This window comes from Faecalibacterium prausnitzii, from assembly GCF_019967995.1.
Classification (GTDB): domain Bacteria; phylum Bacillota; class Clostridia; order Oscillospirales; family Ruminococcaceae; genus Faecalibacterium; species Faecalibacterium prausnitzii_E.
In genome coordinates this window covers 288,458-304,192 of the sequence record NZ_CP065377.1, presented here as the reverse complement: position 1 = coordinate 304,192, position 15,735 = coordinate 288,458, and the positions used below count along the sequence as shown (strand labels likewise).

The 15,735-nt window shown below is 64.7% G+C and carries 12 protein-coding genes; 10 read left to right on the top strand and 2 right to left on the bottom strand.

What is annotated here, in order from left to right; genetic code table 11:
* The first annotated feature begins 2 nt into the window (after window positions 1-2).
* From aroC to I5P96_RS01470, 7 genes are all read left to right on the top strand, one after another.
* Window positions 3-1,145, top strand: coding sequence for a chorismate synthase (aroC, locus tag I5P96_RS01500; protein WP_223382838.1), 1,143 nt, complete (start codon window positions 3-5; stop codon window positions 1,143-1,145).
* The gene (locus I5P96_RS01495) at window positions 1,146-2,408 is read left to right on the top strand and encodes a shikimate kinase (RefSeq protein ID WP_223382837.1); all 1,263 of its coding nucleotides are present in this window, start codon (window positions 1,146-1,148) and stop codon (window positions 2,406-2,408) included.
* A complete protein-coding gene (locus I5P96_RS01490; protein ID WP_118553671.1) occupies window positions 2,389-2,853 on the top strand; it encodes a type II 3-dehydroquinate dehydratase in 465 nt (154 codons plus the stop codon). Before I5P96_RS01495 ends, I5P96_RS01490 begins: the two co-directional genes overlap by 20 nt.
* 82 nt (window positions 2,854-2,935) lie before the next feature.
* Window positions 2,936-3,952 (top strand): 3-deoxy-7-phosphoheptulonate synthase, encoded by a 1,017-nt coding sequence (gene aroF / locus I5P96_RS01485; protein WP_097791828.1) that lies wholly within the window; start codon window positions 2,936-2,938, stop codon window positions 3,950-3,952.
* A gap of 66 nt (window positions 3,953-4,018) precedes the next feature.
* On the top strand, window positions 4,019-5,293 hold the full coding sequence (aroA, locus tag I5P96_RS01480; RefSeq protein WP_223382836.1) for a 3-phosphoshikimate 1-carboxyvinyltransferase: 1,275 nt from the start codon (window positions 4,019-4,021) through the stop codon (window positions 5,291-5,293).
* Complete coding sequence (locus tag I5P96_RS01475) at window positions 5,283-6,146, top strand: prephenate dehydrogenase (RefSeq protein ID WP_223382835.1); 864 nt, start codon at window positions 5,283-5,285, stop codon at window positions 6,144-6,146. The genes aroA and I5P96_RS01475 overlap by 11 nt, the downstream gene beginning before the upstream one ends.
* A 9-nt stretch (window positions 6,147-6,155) precedes the next feature.
* Window positions 6,156-7,121, top strand: coding sequence for a helix-turn-helix transcriptional regulator (locus I5P96_RS01470; RefSeq protein WP_223382834.1), 966 nt, complete (start codon window positions 6,156-6,158; stop codon window positions 7,119-7,121).
* Between the two features lie 51 nt (window positions 7,122-7,172).
* Here I5P96_RS01470 and I5P96_RS01465 read toward each other — a convergent pair whose 3' ends face one another.
* Window positions 7,173-9,212 carry an AAA family ATPase gene (locus I5P96_RS01465; RefSeq protein WP_223382833.1) on the bottom strand — a complete coding sequence of 680 codons (2,040 nt, stop codon included), beginning with the start codon at window positions 9,210-9,212 and terminating at the stop codon, window positions 7,173-7,175.
* Between the two features lie 157 nt (window positions 9,213-9,369).
* Here I5P96_RS01465 and pulA point away from each other — a divergent pair, with 157 nt between their 5' ends.
* A complete protein-coding gene (gene pulA, locus I5P96_RS01460) occupies window positions 9,370-11,319 on the top strand; it encodes a type I pullulanase (RefSeq protein WP_223382832.1) in 1,950 nt (649 codons plus the stop codon).
* A gap of 94 nt (window positions 11,320-11,413) precedes the next feature.
* On the opposite strand, the gene I5P96_RS01455 is transcribed toward pulA, so the two are convergent.
* Window positions 11,414-12,805: a S1C family serine protease gene (locus I5P96_RS01455; protein WP_223382831.1), complete on the bottom strand. Its 1,392-nt coding sequence runs from the start codon at window positions 12,803-12,805 to the stop codon at window positions 11,414-11,416.
* A gap of 196 nt (window positions 12,806-13,001) precedes the next feature.
* Here I5P96_RS01455 and I5P96_RS01450 point away from each other — a divergent pair, with 196 nt between their 5' ends.
* Window positions 13,002-13,859 (top strand): GNAT family N-acetyltransferase, encoded by an 858-nt coding sequence (locus I5P96_RS01450; RefSeq protein WP_118553679.1) that lies wholly within the window; start codon window positions 13,002-13,004, stop codon window positions 13,857-13,859.
* A gap of 224 nt (window positions 13,860-14,083) precedes the next feature.
* On the top strand, window positions 14,084-15,688 hold the full coding sequence (locus tag I5P96_RS01445; RefSeq protein WP_097791819.1) for a peptide chain release factor 3: 1,605 nt from the start codon (window positions 14,084-14,086) through the stop codon (window positions 15,686-15,688).
* Window positions 15,689-15,735: the final 47 nt, after the last annotated feature.

Sequence of the window (15,735 nt, the reverse complement as noted above, 5' to 3'; positions counted from 1 at the left end):
CCATGAAGAACACGTTCGGGTCTGCCCTCTCCCTGACCATCTTCGGCGAGAGCCATGGCCGCGCTATCGGCGCCGTGCTGGACGGCATGGCGGCGGGGGTGCCGGTGGATGAGGCGTTCCTCGCCGCCTGCATGGACAAGCGCCGGGCGCGGGGCGACGGCCTGTCCACCCCCCGCGTGGAGGCGGACCGGGTGCAGTTCCTCTCCGGCGTTGTGAACGGCCGGACGACCGGCACCGCCATCGCCCTGATGATCGAGAACCAGAACACCCGCAGCGGCGACTATGCCAGGACCGCCGACCTGCTCCGCCCCGGCCATGCGGATTACACAGCCTATGCCAAATACCACGGCTTTCAGGATGCGCGGGGCGGCGGACACTTTTCCGGCCGCATCACGGCGGCGCTGGTGGCAGGCGGTGCGGTGGTGCTGGGTGCCCTCGACCGGGCCGGCATCAACATCGTGACCCACATCGGGCGGTGCGCGGGCGTTGCGGACACCCCCTTTGCGCTGGATGACCCGGCGGCACTGGGGGCGCAGGCCGAAGCGCTGCTGAGCCGGGGCGATGGCTTCGCTCTGCTGAACGGAGAAGCCGAAGAGCCGATGAAAGCGGCCATCCGCGCCGCAGGCAGCGCAGGCGACAGTGTGGGCGGTACGCTGGAGACCGCCATCCTCGGCCTGCCCGCAGGCATCGGCGAACCCTATTTTGACAGCGTGGAAAGCGAGCTGGCCCACATGGCCTTCTCGGTCCCGGCCGTCAAGGGCATCGAGTTCGGCACCGGCTTTGGCTTCGCCGACCTGAAGGGCAGCAAGGCGAACGATGCCTTCCGGATGCAGGGGGGCCGCATCGTGACGGCTACCAACCACAACGCGGGCCTGAACGGCGGCATCTCCAACGGGATGCCGGTCGTCTTCCGCACCGTGGTCAAGCCCACGCCCAGCATCTACAAACCACAGGACACCGTGGATTACATTGCAAAACAGAACGCGGAACTTTCCATCCAGGGCCGTCACGACCCCTGCATCGTGCCCCGTGCGGCCATCGTGCAGACCTGCGCGGCGGCGCTAGCCGTCGGCGACCTGCTGACCGCGAAGTACGGCATGGCCTGGATGGAACAGCCCACCGCTTACCGCAAGGAGGAGCTGTAAATGGAATACGGACTCATCGGCTCCAAACTGGGGCACTCGTACTCGAAGATCATCCACGAGATGCTCTGCGGCTACCGGTACGACCTGTGCCCGCTGCCCACCGAGGAGGAGGCGCGGGCCTTCCTGACACGGCGGGCCTTCAAGGCGATCAATGTGACCATCCCGTATAAGCGGCTGGTCATGGGATCCTGCTCCTACATCGACCCGCGCGCCAAGGCCATCGGAGCCGTGAACACGGTCGTGAACCGGAACGGCCTGCTCTACGGCTATAACACCGACTATCTCGGCTTTGCCTACCTGGCCGATGCTCACGGCGTGGAGTTCGCGGGCCGGACCGTCCTCATTCTGGGCACCGGCGGCACCCACAACACCACGAGCGCCGTGGCAAAAGATAAGGGCGCGGCCAGAGTGCTGACCGTCAGCCGGCATCCGGACCCCGAAAAGGGCGAGCTTTCCTATGCGGAAGCCGTTCACAGCGGGGCCGACATTGTCATCAACACCACCCCGGCGGGCATGTACCCGAACGTGGGGGGCTGTCATCTGGATGTGGCCGCGATGCCGGGGCTGGAAGCCGTCCTCGACGTGGTCTACAATCCGGACAAAACGGAACTGATCCTGCGCGCCGAGGAGGCGGGTGTGCCGGTGGCCGTGGGCGGCCTCGAAATGCTGGTGGCCCAGGCCGTGTATGCGGCGGAATACTTCCTGGACCGCAAGTTTGACGATGCCCCGGCCGAGATCCGCGCCATCACCGCCCAGCTCCGGAAAGAGCAGCTGAACGTGGCGCTCATCGGGATGCCCTCCTGCGGCAAAACGACCATCGGCCGCGCGCTGGCCGACCGGCTGGGCAAGCGGTTCGTGGACCTGGATGAGGAGATCGTCCGGGCCGCGGGATGCAGCATCCCGGACCTCTTCGCCGCAGAGGGCGAGGACGGCTTCCGGGCACGGGAGGTCGAGCAGACCGCCCGCTTTGCCAGAGAGGGCCGTCAGGTGCTTTCCTGCGGGGGCGGGGTCGTCAAGCGGCCCGAAAACCTGCGAGCCCTGCGGCAGAACGGCGTGGTGCTCTTCATCGACCGCCCGCTGGACGCCCTGACCGTGGGCGGCGGGCGTCCGCTTTCCACCAGCGCCGAGGCGCTGAAGACCATGGAAGCCCAGCGCCGCCCGCTCTATCTGGCCGCAGCCGATGCGGTCATCCCGAACGAAACGACCGTTGCAGACGCCGTTGCAGCGGCACTGGAGGCATTGGATGCGATTTTTGTTCATTAACGGGCCAAACGTCAACATCGCCCGCTTCACCGAGCCCGGTGTGGAGGGCGAAGTGGACTACAACGGCCTGCTGGATTATCTGGACGTCTGCTGCCAGCAGATGGGCATCGAGCCGGATTTCTTCCAGTCCAACCACGAGGGCGACATCATTGATGAGATCCAGTCGGCCGCAGGCCGCGCCGACGGCATCATCCTCAATCCGGGCGGCTATGCCTATTACAGCGTGGCCATTCTGGAAGCGCTGCAGCTCTGCGGTGTGCCCGCCGTGGAGGTGCTCATGAGCGAACCCAGCGGCCGGGAGCCGTTCCGGAACACGGACGTCGTCTCGTTCGGCTGTCAGGGCCGCTTTGCGGGCGAGGGCATCGGCGGCTATCTCCACGCATGCAGTTATCTGGTGCAGCTGCTCCGGCTGGACGGCGGCGCACAATCGCACATGGTGCAGTAAAGAAAGAAACCTCTCAGTCTGCGAAGCAGACTGAGAGGTTGACACGTTGACACGTTGATAAAAGGGAAAGGAATGCAAGAAGATGATCATTTCGACGAAAAAAGGCACCCCGAAGGAAGAACTGGAAAAGATCGTGGACCGCTTTGAAAAGCAGGGCCTCGATGTCACCCTGATCACCGGCAAGGACTACAACGTCTTCGGTCTGGTGGGCGACACCACCAAGATCGACGAGCGCGATGTGCTCGCCAACCCCTGGATCGACAACGTGACCCGTGTGTCGGCCCCGTATAAGCGCGCCAACCGCCTGTTCCATCCCGCCGACTCGGTCATCGACTGCGGCGGCGTCCGGATCGGCGGCCGGGAGAAGATTGCCGTCATGGCCGGCCCGTGCAGCATCGAGAGCGAGGAGCAGGCCCTGCGCATCGCCCAGAGCGTCAAGGCCGGCGGTGCTGCCCTCTTCCGCGGCGGTGCCTACAAGCCCCGCACCTCTCCCTACTCCTTCCAGGGTCTGGAGACCGAGGGCATCCTCGACATGGTCAAGGCCCGCGAGGCCACCGGCCTGCCCATCGTCTCCGAGCTGATGAGCGAAGACCGCATCCCGGAGTTTGAAGAGTATGTCGATGTCGTGCAGATCGGTGCCCGCAACATGCAGAATTTCCAGCTGCTCAAGGCCGTGGGCAAGATGCACAAGCCGGTCCTGCTCAAGCGCGGCCTGTGCAACACCATCGAGGAGTGGATCATGAGCGCCGAGTACATCATGGCCGGCGGCAACGAGCAGGTCATCCTCTGCGAGCGCGGCATCCGCACGTTTGAAAAGTATACCCGCAACACGCTGGACCTTTCCGCCGTGCCCATCATCCACGAAAAGACCCATCTGCCCGTCATCGTGGACCCCAGCCACGCCACCGGCAAGGCCAACCTCGTGGAGCCGATGATGATCGCTGCGGTGGCCGCCGGTGCCGACGGTCTGGAAGTGGAGGTTCACTACGACCCCCGCCACGCATGGAGCGACGGTGCCCAGTGCCTGACCCCGGACAGCTTTGCACAGGCCATGGCCAAGTGCCGCCAGGTCGCATGGGCCATCGGGCGGGAGATGTGACCCTCTCAGGCCCCAGCTCTCCCGCAGGGAGAGCGTTTGGCAGAACGGGCAGAAGGAGGGCTGCAAATGCAGATCACGATCCAACCAGACAGAAACATTGACGGAGTCATTATGGCCCCGCCCAGCAAGAGCATGGCGCACCGGGCTGTGCTCTGTGCGGCGCTGGCAAAGGGCATCTCGCACATCCGGAATCTGGAGTTCAGCAAGGATATCGCCGCCACCCTCGCGGCGGCGGGCCAGCTCTGCGCCCGCGTCACCACCGGCGGGAACGATGCGGTCGTGGAGGGCCTGGGCCGCTTTCTGCCCGTGGAAGCCCCGGTGGACTGCTGCGAGAGCGGCAGCACCCTGCGCTTCCTCATCCCGCTGGCCAGCCTCACCGGTCAGGAAGTGACCTTTGTGGGCCGCGGGCGGCTGATGGAGCGGCCCCAGTCGGTGTATGAAGCGCTGTACCGGGAGCAGGGCCTCCGCTTTGTGCAGAGTCCTTCCGGCCTGACCGTGGAGGGGGCGCTCTCCAGCGGGGACTATACGCTGGCGGGCAATGTGTCCAGCCAGTTCATCAGCGGGCTGCTGTTCGCCCTGCCGCTGCTGGGCGGCACCAGCACCCTTCACCTTCTCCCGCCGGTGGAGAGCCGCAGCTACATCGACATGACCCGGTCCGTTCAGGCGGCGTTCGGCGTCACGAGCCGGTGGGTGGACGAAACGACGCTGGAGATCCCCGGCGGGCAGGCATACCGTCCCTGTGACTACACTGTCGAGGGCGATTACAGCCAGGCGGCCTTCCCGGCGGTGCTGGGGGCTGTCACCGGCGGCGTCACGCTGACCGGTCTGGCCGAACCGACCTTGCAGGGCGACGCGGCCATTCTGGACATCCTGCGCCGGTGCGGGGGCGACTTCTCCCGCACCGAACAGGGCATCGTCTTCCGGAAAGCGCCGCTCCACGGCACGGACATCGACCTGGCCGACTGCCCCGACCTCGGCCCGGTGCTGATGGTGCTGGGCCTGTTCTGCGAGGGGCAGACGGTCATCCGGAACGCGGAACGCCTCCGCATCAAGGAGAGCGACCGCATCGAGGCCATGGAAACAGAGCTGCGCAAATGCGGCGGGGTGCTGTCCAGCGCGGGCGGCACCATCACCATCGAGGGCTGTGCCGGGGCGCTCCATGCGCCGGACGGCGTCCTCTCCGGCCACAACGACCACCGGGTCGTCATGAGCCTGTCGGTGCTGGCACTGGCGGCGGGGCTGCGGCTGCCCATCGACGGCGCCGAGGCCATCACGAAGAGCTGGCCGAATTTCTTTACAGCCATCAAGCCATTGGGCGCGGAGGTAGAAGATGTTGGATAAAACGAAACGTTATCTCGTGGTGGGCCTCGGCCTGCTGGGCGGCAAATATGCGCTGGAACTCTCCAAAGCCGGGTTCCATGTGGACGGCATCAACCGCAGCGAGGGCCACTTGCAGTTCGCGCTCGACCATGGCTACATCGAGCGGGGCAAAACCCACGATTTTGAAGACCTTGTCCGGGAGGCCGACCACATCATCTTCGGCCTCTACCCCACGGCCCTCATCGAGTGGTTCCGGACGTACAGCCCGCTCCTCAAGCCCGGCTGCATCTTCACAGATGTGTCCGGCGTCAAGACCGGCCTGGTGGAGCCGGTGCAGGCCCTCTGCCCGGCGGGGGTCGAGTTCATCGCCAGCCACCCGATGGCAGGCCGCGAGACTTCCAGCGTGGAACACGCCGCCGAGGTGAATTTTGCCCCGGCAAACTTCATCATCACCCCGACCGGGAAGAATACCCCGGAGGCCATCGCCTGGGTCCGGGAGCTGGCCGAGGTGCTGGGATTCAAACACATCTGCACCCTGACCGTGCAGGAGCATGACCGGATGGTCGGCTATGTCAGCCAGCTGTGCCATGCCATCGCCGTCAGCCTGATGTGCGCCAACGACAACACCTCGCTGTGCGAGTACACGGGAGACTCCTTCCGGGATCTGACCCGCATCGCACGCATCAACGACAAAATGTGGGCGGAACTGTTCCTCTGGAACAGGGACAACCTCATCTCGGAGATCGACCAGTTCGACGCCGCGCTCGGCGCACTGCGCAGCGCGCTGGCGGCGGGCGACCGCGAAAAGCTCGAAGAGATGTTCCGCCTTTCCACCCAGCGCCGTGCGGCGTTCGACAAGAAGCTCCCCGAATGAGGTGAACCTATGCCCAAGCAGGAAGGCCAGAAATCCAAGCTGTTGGCGCTTTTGCGCATCTTTGAGACACAGACCGACGAAAATCACCTGCTGAACGTGCCCCAGCTGGTGGGGCTGCTGGAACAGCAGGGCATCCTCTGCGAGCGCAAGAGCGTGTACAGCGACATCGACGCGCTGAACGCACTGGGGTACGACATCCAGCTCCGGCGGGGCCGGGGCGGCGGCTATTTTCTGGCCAGCCGCACCTTTGACCTGGCCGAGCTGAAGCTGCTGGTGGACGCCGTGCAGGCCAGCCGGGTGGTGTCCAGCGCCACGAGCCGCCGCCTGATCCGGAAGCTGGAAAAGCTCTGCTCCAATTACGAGGGCAGCCAGCTGCAGCGTCAGGTCTACGTGGACGGCCGCCCCAAGACCGACAGCAGGAGCCTGCTGTACAGCATCGACGCACTGCACGAGGCCATCAACACCGGCCGGATGGTGGAGTTCCACTACAAAAAAGTGGGCCGGCCCGAAAAGCGAATCATCAGCCCATGGCAGATGGCGTGGGAGAACGGCTGCTATTACCTCATCGCCTATCAGGACGAAAAGGAGCCGGTGGGCATCCGCCACTACCGGGTGGACCGGATGTCCGGCGTCCGGGTGCTGGAGCTGCCCCGCCGCGGCCGGGAGCAGTTTGCTGATTTCGATCTGCCCGCCTACCTGCGCAAGCACTTCAGCATGTACGGCGGCCCCGAACGGCGCGTGACCCTGCGCTGCACAGCCGACCTCGAAAGCGCCATGCGGGAGCGGTTCGGCGCTTCGCCGACCTTCCTGCCGGAGGAGGACGAGCGCTTCCACTTTGATGTGCCCATCTGTGTCAGCGAGCCGTTCTACGGCTGGGTGGCGGGCTTTGGCGGCAAGGTGGAAGTCCTTGCGCCCGAAGACGTCCGCACCGGGATGCGGGCACTGGCCGAACAGCTGGCGGAAGAACATCGCTAAACAAGAAAAAACGGACCGTTTCAGCGGTCCGTTTTTTGCGTGGTTCTGCAATTATTCGTCCAGTTCTAAATCGCTCGGCAGGAGCATATCCAACGCGGCAGCGGGTTCGGCGACGAGGCGGCGGCTCTGGTGGAAGATGGCCTTTTCGAGGGTGTTGCGGGCCAGACGGCCGTTGCCGGCGGTGCGGGCGTCGTCAGCCTGACGGCGGGCGTAGTAGTTCCGCAGCGGCTCTTCGCAGGCCTCCGAGAGGGTGTAGCCCTTGTTTTTTGCGAGGACGTGGGTGATCTGCAGCAGCTCGTCGGCGGTGTAGTCCGGGAACTCGATCTTGTTGGGGAAGCGGCTGGCCAGACCGCTGTTGGCGGTGAGGAAGGTCTCCATCTCTCTGGTGTATCCGGCCAGAATGACCACGAGCTCGTCGCGGTGGTCTTCCATCCCTTTGACGAGGGTGTCGATGGCTTCGAGGCCAAAGCTGTCCTGCTCGCCGCGATAGAGGCTGTAGGCCTCGTCGATGAAGAGGACGCCGCCGAGGGCGCTCTCGATGACGCTGTTGGTCAGCGGTGCGGTGTGGCCGGTGTAGCGGCCCACGAGGTCGCCGCGGCCCACCTCCACCAGCTGCCCGCCCTTGAGCGCCCCGATGGCCTTGAGGTACTTGGCCACCAGCCGGGCGATGGTGGTCTTGCCGGTGCCGGGGTTGCCGGTGAAGATCATGTGCATCGAAAGGCTGGCTGTCTTCATGCCCGCAGCGGCGCGGCGCTGCTGGACCTGCAGATTGTCGGCCAGACCGAACACGTATTCCTTGACCGGGGCCAGACCGACCAGCTCCGAGATCTCCGCCCGGATCTCATCCAGTGCGCCGGTGTAGGCGGCGGGCAGCAGGTCAAACAGCGGGGCCGGGGCGGCATCGTGCAGGCGGAAGAACAGGCCCTCCGGTGCGGCGGTCAGGGTCACGGTGCCGGTGAGCGGCTTGTCCGTTTGCAGGCAGTATTCGCTCAGAGCGCGGAAGATGCGGTCGCAGCAGCCGGACAGCCCGGCTGCGCCCTTCTGGGGGGTGCACTGAGCGGCGACGTAGTCCCGCACATCGGCCCCGGCGGCGAGGGTCAGGCCCAGCCGGGCCGTGACCTTCTGGGCCAGCGCGTTCAGCTGCTGGGCGGCGAGGGCTGCAAGGTCTGCCTGCTGGTAGGCGGTCGTCTCGCAGACGTCGCCCAGCGCCGAGACCATGCTTGCGCCGAACTTGTCCGCTATGGCGGCGCGGCCCTTGTTCGAAAAGAAGATGAGATACTTCCCGCAGGGGTCGAGACGGCTGACCGCGCCGGGGGCCAAGGCCGTTCCGGCGTCCACCAGAATGCCGTCCCGGTTGACGATGTACCGGCTGGAGAGCGGGGCGCTGCCCCGGACGGCCAGGTCGGACAGCGTTTTCAGAAAGCTGGTGCAGCAGCTCTCGTAGTGTTCAAAGACCACGATCTCGCCGGGGGCGTGGAGCGCGGCGTAGAGGTCCTGCAAAAAGAGTTTTTCGGCGGCGGGGTTCGCGTAAAGCGCCAGGTCGAGCGCGGCGATCTGGTCGTTTTGCAGCAGGCCCCGCGCAGCCATGCAGCGGGCGGTCTCCTCCAGCGCGAAGTGCCGCCCGGTGCCGGTGCCGCCGCTCAGCAGGATGACGTTCCGGGCGGCGGGCGGCTCGGTGCCCAGCACAAAGGGGCGGCGCATGGCGCGGACGACCGCGTCTACAAAGGCGTCCTGCCCCAGCACGGTCTGCCGGACTTCGTCGGCCAGCCCCTCGAAGCTGCCCAGATGTTCAGGTTTCACGTCGGTGGTGCCTTTGGCCAGCAGGCCGTCATTCTCCATGTCCCGCAGCATCTGGCGGCTGTCGGCCAGCGCGGCCTCGGCGGCGGTGTCCTGCGTCTTCAGCTGGGCCGACTGGGCCTTGAGCATCGCGTCCAGCTTCTTCTGCTGTTCCAGAAGCGCCGCGTTCAGGTCGTTCAGGGTGCTGTTTGGCTGCTGCCGGGGCTCGGCGGGAGTGCCGGGGGCGGCCTTGAATCTGCCGCCCGGCCCGAAGACTCCATTCATCAGGGTCTCCCAATCGTCTGTGTATGCCATGTCATCGCCTCCGTGATCGGTTCATTTCTTTCAGTATAGTGTACCGCAGCCCCATTTGCAAGGAAACTCTTGCAAAATCCGTGCAAGCCGGGTACACTGATTTCAAAAGGCCTGCCTCTGGCGAGGGCGGGAATGTTAGGATAAAGGATGAGAGTCAATGAAAACGCCTGCACAATGGAAAGCATGGTTCGAAAGCGAGGAGTTTGCCCGTCAGACCGACTATCAGGGACCGCTGGGCGCGGCGTATTCCCCATCGGGCACCCACCTGCGGCTGTGGGCACCCACGGCGCAGTCGGTCCGGGTCGATCTTTACCGGAAAGGCGACGGCGGGGCCTGCATCGGCAGTCTGCCGCTGAGCCCGTGGGGGCAGGGCGTCTGGGGCGTTTACCTGCCCGGCGACCAGCACGGGAAGTATTATAATTTCAACGTGACCACCGAGTGGGGCAGCGTGACCACCGCTGACCCCTATGCCCGCGCGGCGGGCGTGAACGGGGCGCGGAGCATGATCGTGGATCTGGCCCGCACCGACCCGCCGGGCTGGGAGCAGGACAAACGGCCGGTCATCCCGGCGTCGAAGCGGAGCGTCTGGGAGGTCAGCGTCCGGGATTTCTCGCAGGACCCGGCCAGCGGGGTGCGCAATGCGTGGCGGGGCAAATTCCTGGCCTTTACCCAGCAGGGCACGACCCTGAACGGCGACGGCGTCCACCCCACCTGCCTGAACTACCTCAAGCGGCTGGGGGTGCGCTATGTCCAGCTCATGCCCATCTTTGATTTCGGCAGCGTGGACGAGAGCCGCCCGCTGACCCGGCAGTACAACTGGGGCTACGACCCCACCAACTACAACGTCCCGGAGGGCAGCTACTCCACCGACCCCGCCCGCGGCGAAGTCCGGGTGCGGGAGTGCAAGCAGATGATCCGGGCCCTTCATGCGGCGGGCATCGGCGTGGTGATGGATGTGGTGTACAACCACATGTACCGCTTCGACAACGTGCTGAACCGGGCGGTCCCCCTCTATTATTTCCGCCAGAACGAGGATGGCAGCCTTTCCAACGGCAGCGGCTGCGGCAACGAGTTTGCCAGCGAGCGGCCCATGGCCCGGAAATACTTTCTGGATTCGGTGCTCTACTGGGCGCAGGAGTACCACATCGACGGCTTCCGGTTCGACCTGATGGGCCTGTACGATGTGGAGACGATGAACCTGCTGCGGGCCGAGCTGGACAAGCTGCCCGGCGGGCGGGACATCCTGATGTACGGTGAGCCGTGGCAGGGCGGCAGCAGTGCGCTGCACCGGTACGAGGCGAACAAGAACAATCTGGCCATGCTGAACGACCGCATCGGCATCTTCTGCGACGACACCCGCGACGCCATCAAGGGCGGCTGCTTCAATGCGCGGGAGCCGGGCTACGTGGAGGGCAGGCCCGGCAGCTTCTGGGACATCGGCGGGGCCGTGGCGGCATGGTGCCGCAGCGATAAGTTCCCGCCCCACACGCCGGGGCAGATCGTCAGCTATGTGTCCGCCCACGACAATTTCACCCTGTGGGACAAGCTGCTCCTGGTGCGCTACGAGCGCCCGGAGTTCGGCGCGGTGGACCGTGCCGCCCTGGCCCAGAACCGGCTGGCGGCAGGCATCTACCTCACCTGCATGGGCCTGCCCTTCTGGCAGGCGGGCGAAGAGTTCGCCCGCACCAAAAAGGGGCAGGGCAACAGCTACCGCTCCTCCCCGGCGCTGAACCGGCTGGACTGGAAGCGGGCCGAGCAGTTCCATGGGCTGGTGGACTATTACCGGGGCCTCATCGGGCTGCGGAATGCCTTCCCGCGGCTGGGCGCGGTGGACAGGGCCAGCCCCAACGCCATTGCATTTTTTGATTTGGAACAGCCGCTGGTGGGCTGGCGTCTGCCTGCCCTGCCCGGCGATGGGGCGTGGTGGGGCGCACTCTGCGTCTACTACAACCCCACCGAACAGGAACAGCCCATCCGGCTGCCCGACGGGCGCTGGAAGCTGCTGAGCGACGGCACCTCGTCCAGCCTGTGGCGGGGCGACAGCTGCATCCTGAGCGGCGAAGCGGTCCTGGCCCCGGTCAGTGCGACCATCTTCGGCTTGGTATAAACAGCGATCCCCCGGCCAGCGGGTCACCGCCAGTCGGGGGATTTTTGAAGAAGAAAGGAATCAAATCTTGATAACGCCTTGCGGCGGGGGTGGCTCAGTTGTTGGCCGAACGCTGTGCGGCAGTGTTCGACGCATTCTTTTCGCCCAGCGTCAGCGAGACGGTCTGCATCTGGCCATCGCGGGCAACGGTGATGGAAAGGGTGTCACCGGCCGTGTGCTGCTGCATCAGGGTGCCAAGGTCGTCTTTCTGGGCGATCTCGGTGCCGTCGATGCTGACGATACGGTCCCCGGCCTTCAGGCCGGCCTTGTCGGCCGGGCCGCCCTGCACGACGTCCACGACATAGACGCCGTAGGCGTTGACGTTGAGCTGGGCCGCCGTCTGGGCGTCGGTCACGGCGATGTAGGTGATGCCCATATACGGCCGACCGGAGACATAGCCGTTCTCCAGCAGGTCCTGCGCCACCTGAATGGCGTCGTTGATGGGGATGGCGAAGCCCAGACCCTCCGCGTCCGAGCTGGAGGACTTGGCGTTGACCAGACCGATCAGCTCACCGTTCATGTTGAACAGACCGCCGCCGGAGTTGCCGGGGCTGACGGAGGCATCCATCTGGATCAGGGACATGGTGTTGGTGGAGCTGGTGCCCTGAATGGTCACGCTGCGGTTCAGTGCACTGACGATGCCGCTGGTGACGGTGCCGCCCAGCTCACCCAGCGGGTTGCCGACGGCCAGGACGCTGTCGCCGACCGACAGGCTGTCGCTGTCGCCGACGGTGGCGGGGGTCAGGCCGGTGGCGTCGATCTTCAGCACGGCGACATCGCTGGTGTCGTCCTCGCCCACCACGGCGGCGGTGTAGTCGGTATCCCCGATGGTCACGGTGATCTGCGATGCACCGGAGACCACGTGCGCACAGGTGAGGATATAGCCGTCCGAGCTGATGATGACACCGCTGCCTGCGCCGGACTCGACCTGATTCTGGCCGTACCAGGACCACTGCGAGTAGACGACCTGTTCGGTGGTGATGACCACGACGCTGGGGCTGACCATCTCGGAGACCTGCGAAGTAGTCATGCCGCTGGACGAGACGGCGGTGCCGGAGGCCGCGCTGCTGTCGGTGCGCTCTACCTGCTGGATGACGACCTTATTGCCTGCATTGCCGACCCGTGCGCCCACGAAGCCGCCTGCAAAGCCCATGGCCGCGGCCAGCACCAGCGCAACGGCGCTGCGGACGATGCGGCCGCCGCTGCGCTTGCGGCGCTTCTTCGGGGGCTTGGAGGCTGCGGCCTGAGGCTCCGGGCCTGCCGGGGGCGGCGTGGTGCCGCCATTGCCGGTGGAAGTTTCCAACGGGCGGGCCGGGGCGGGGTCGCTGTAAGTGCCCGCCGTGTTGGCGGTGTTCATGCCGGAGGAGCCGACGTTGGGGTATCCGGTATCGCCGGACGAACTATTTGCAGAGGAATAATCGTATTCCCATTTGTTTTCATTTTCCATGGTACAACTTCCTTTCTCGAAGGGACTGGTTCGGGAGGGGCGCTTCGCCCGTCCCTCTCTGGAACTGGCTCTATTGTAGCCGCTAATTGTGAAAACGAATCGCTGAGCGGGTGAAGAATGTGTGAAATAAGGTCGTAACCGCAGGCCTTGACAGCGGCGCGGGAGCTTGGTATTGTAAGGGAAAAGGAGACTGCGTATGAAACTGGAAGAACGGCCCGGCGGCTTTGCACTGTATAAAGAGAAGACCGAGGTGGGCTGCTGTCAGCTGACCCGGACGGCGGCAGGGGCGGACGTTGCCTGCCTTACCATTGTACCAGAATGGCGGCGGAAAGGCTATGGGTCTTATCTGCTAAAAGAGATATTGCGCCGCTTTGGCGGATATGACAGGGAGACGGCCACCGTTTTCACGGCCCCGCTGCCCGCTGTGCCGGGGGAGGAAGCGTTCTGGGCGAAGTTCGGCTTCCGGGAGGAGGCCGGGCGGCTCTGCCGCCGCCGGACGCCGGACCTGACCGCTGTGAAGTTCGTGCAGGACTTCCTTGCGGCCCGGCTGCAAAACCCGCAGCTGCTGGTGGATGCCACCTGCGGCAACGGCGGAGATACGGCGTTTCTGTGCCGTCTGGCGGGCGGGACAGGCCGGGTGCTGGGCTTTGACATCCAGCCCGAAGCCATTGCCTCCACCCGACGGAATCTGGCCGCGAACGGGCTTTCTGCTGAGCTGTACTGCGGCAGCCACGCAGACCTGCTGCATGATGTCCAGCCCGGTACGGCGGATGCCGTGATGTTCAACTTCGGCTGGCTGCCGGGGGCAGACCACACAGTCTTTTCCCACGCGGAGAGCAGCATCCCCGCGCTGGAAGCGGCCCTCGACGCACTGCGGCCCGGCGGGGTGCTCAGCGCCATCCTTTACAGCGGCCGGGTCATCGGGTCGGACGAGAAAACGGAGATCCTGCACTGGATGCGCACACTGCCCCTGACGCGCTGCACCGTCCTCGTCTGCGATTTCGCCAATTGGGCCGAAACGGCACCCCTGCCCTGCTTTCTTCTGAAAAAATGAGAAAAGTCTTGCATCTAGGTGGAATTTCTGCTAAAATAAATGCTGTTTGATTTTTAGACGGCCGGACCCTCTTCGGCATCGCGGATGCGATGCCGCCTCTCCCTTTGGCGGAGCGGGCGCAAAGCGCCTGAGAGGGCAGGCCTATTGATGGAGAACGACCCATGTGACGAAGAAAGGACCCGAAACAAACCCCTCTGACTTGAAATTGGGAGACTTATAAATCTATGACAAATCGTGAAGAAATCGAGCGCCGTCGGACGTTTGCGATCATCAGCCACCCCGACGCCGGCAAGACCACGCTGACCGAAAAGCTGCTGCTGTACGGTGGAGCCATCAACCAGGCGGGTTCCGTCAAGGGCAAGCAGAGCGCCAAGCACGCCGTTTCCGACTGGATGGACATCGAGAAGCAGCGCGGTATTTCCGTGACCTCCTCGGTGCTGCAGTTCAACTATGCGGGCAAATGCGTCAACATCCTGGACACGCCGGGCCATCAGGACTTCTCGGAGGATACCTACCGCACCCTGATGGCGGCGGACTCTGCCGTCATGGTCATCGACGCCGCCAAGGGCGTTGAGGCCCAGACCATCAAGCTGTTCAAGGTCTGCACCCTGCGCCATATCCCCATCTTCACCTTCATCAACAAGATGGACCGCGAAGCCCGCGACCCCTTTGAGCTGATGGAGAACATCGAAGAGATCCTGGGCATCAAGACCTACCCCATGAACTGGCCCATCGGCTGCGGCAAGGAGTTCAAGGGCGTGTTCGACCGCAACACCCGCAAGGTGCTGGCCTTCTCCAGCGACGGCCGCGCCAACGGCGTCAAGAAGGTCGAGGAGACCGAGGCCGAGCTGGGCGATCCCGCACTGGACGAGCTGCTGACCCCCTATCTGCACCAGCAGCTCTCCGATGAGATCGAGCTGCTGGACGGTGCCGCCGAGGAATTTGATCTGGACAAGGTGCTGCGCGGCGAGCTCAGCCCCGTCTTCTTCGGCTCTGCGCTGACCAACTTCGGCGTCGAGCCGTTCCTGGAGAACTTCCTCCGCCTGACCCCCACCCCGCTGGCCCGTGTGGACAGCCTGACCGGGGAGCCGGTGGACCCCTGCCGCGAAGAGTTCTCGGCCTTCATCTTCAAGATCCAGGCCAACATGAACAAGGCCCACCGCGACCGCATCGCCTTCATGCGCATCTGCTCCGGCAAGTTCGAGCGCGGCATGGAAGCCTACCATGTGCAGGAGGGCAAGAACATCAAGCTGGCCACCGGCACCCAGCTGATGGCGCAGGACCGCGCCATCGTGGATGAGGCCTATGCAGGCGATATCATCGGCCTGTTCGATCCGGGCATCTTCTCCATCGGCGACACGCTGTGCACCGGCAAAAAGAAGGTGGAATTTGCAGGCATCCCGACCTTCTCGCCGGAGCACTTTGCGCGCATCGAGCAGAAGGACACCATGAAGCGCAAGCAGTTCGTGAAGGGTATGGAGCAGATCGCCCAGGAGGGTGCCATCCAGATCTTCCGCGAAGTGGGCGGCGGCATGGAAGAAGTCGTGGTCGGCGTCGTTGGTGTGCTGCAGCTGGAAGTGCTGGAGTACCGCCTGAACACCGAATACAACGTCGAGATCCGGATGCAGCAGCTCCCCTTCGAGCAGCTGCGCTGGGTGAAGAACGACCCCGACACCTACAACCTGCGGGACCTCGACCTGACCAGCGACACCAAGGCCGTGGAGGATATGAAGGGCAACCGTCTGCTGCTGTTCACCTCGGACTGGGCCATCCGCTGGGCCGAGACCCACAACGAGACGCTGGAACTGAGCGAGTTCGGCAACATCTAAAACGATCCCAAAGAGCTGCTGTGCGGGGCGGGACTCCAAACAGCAGC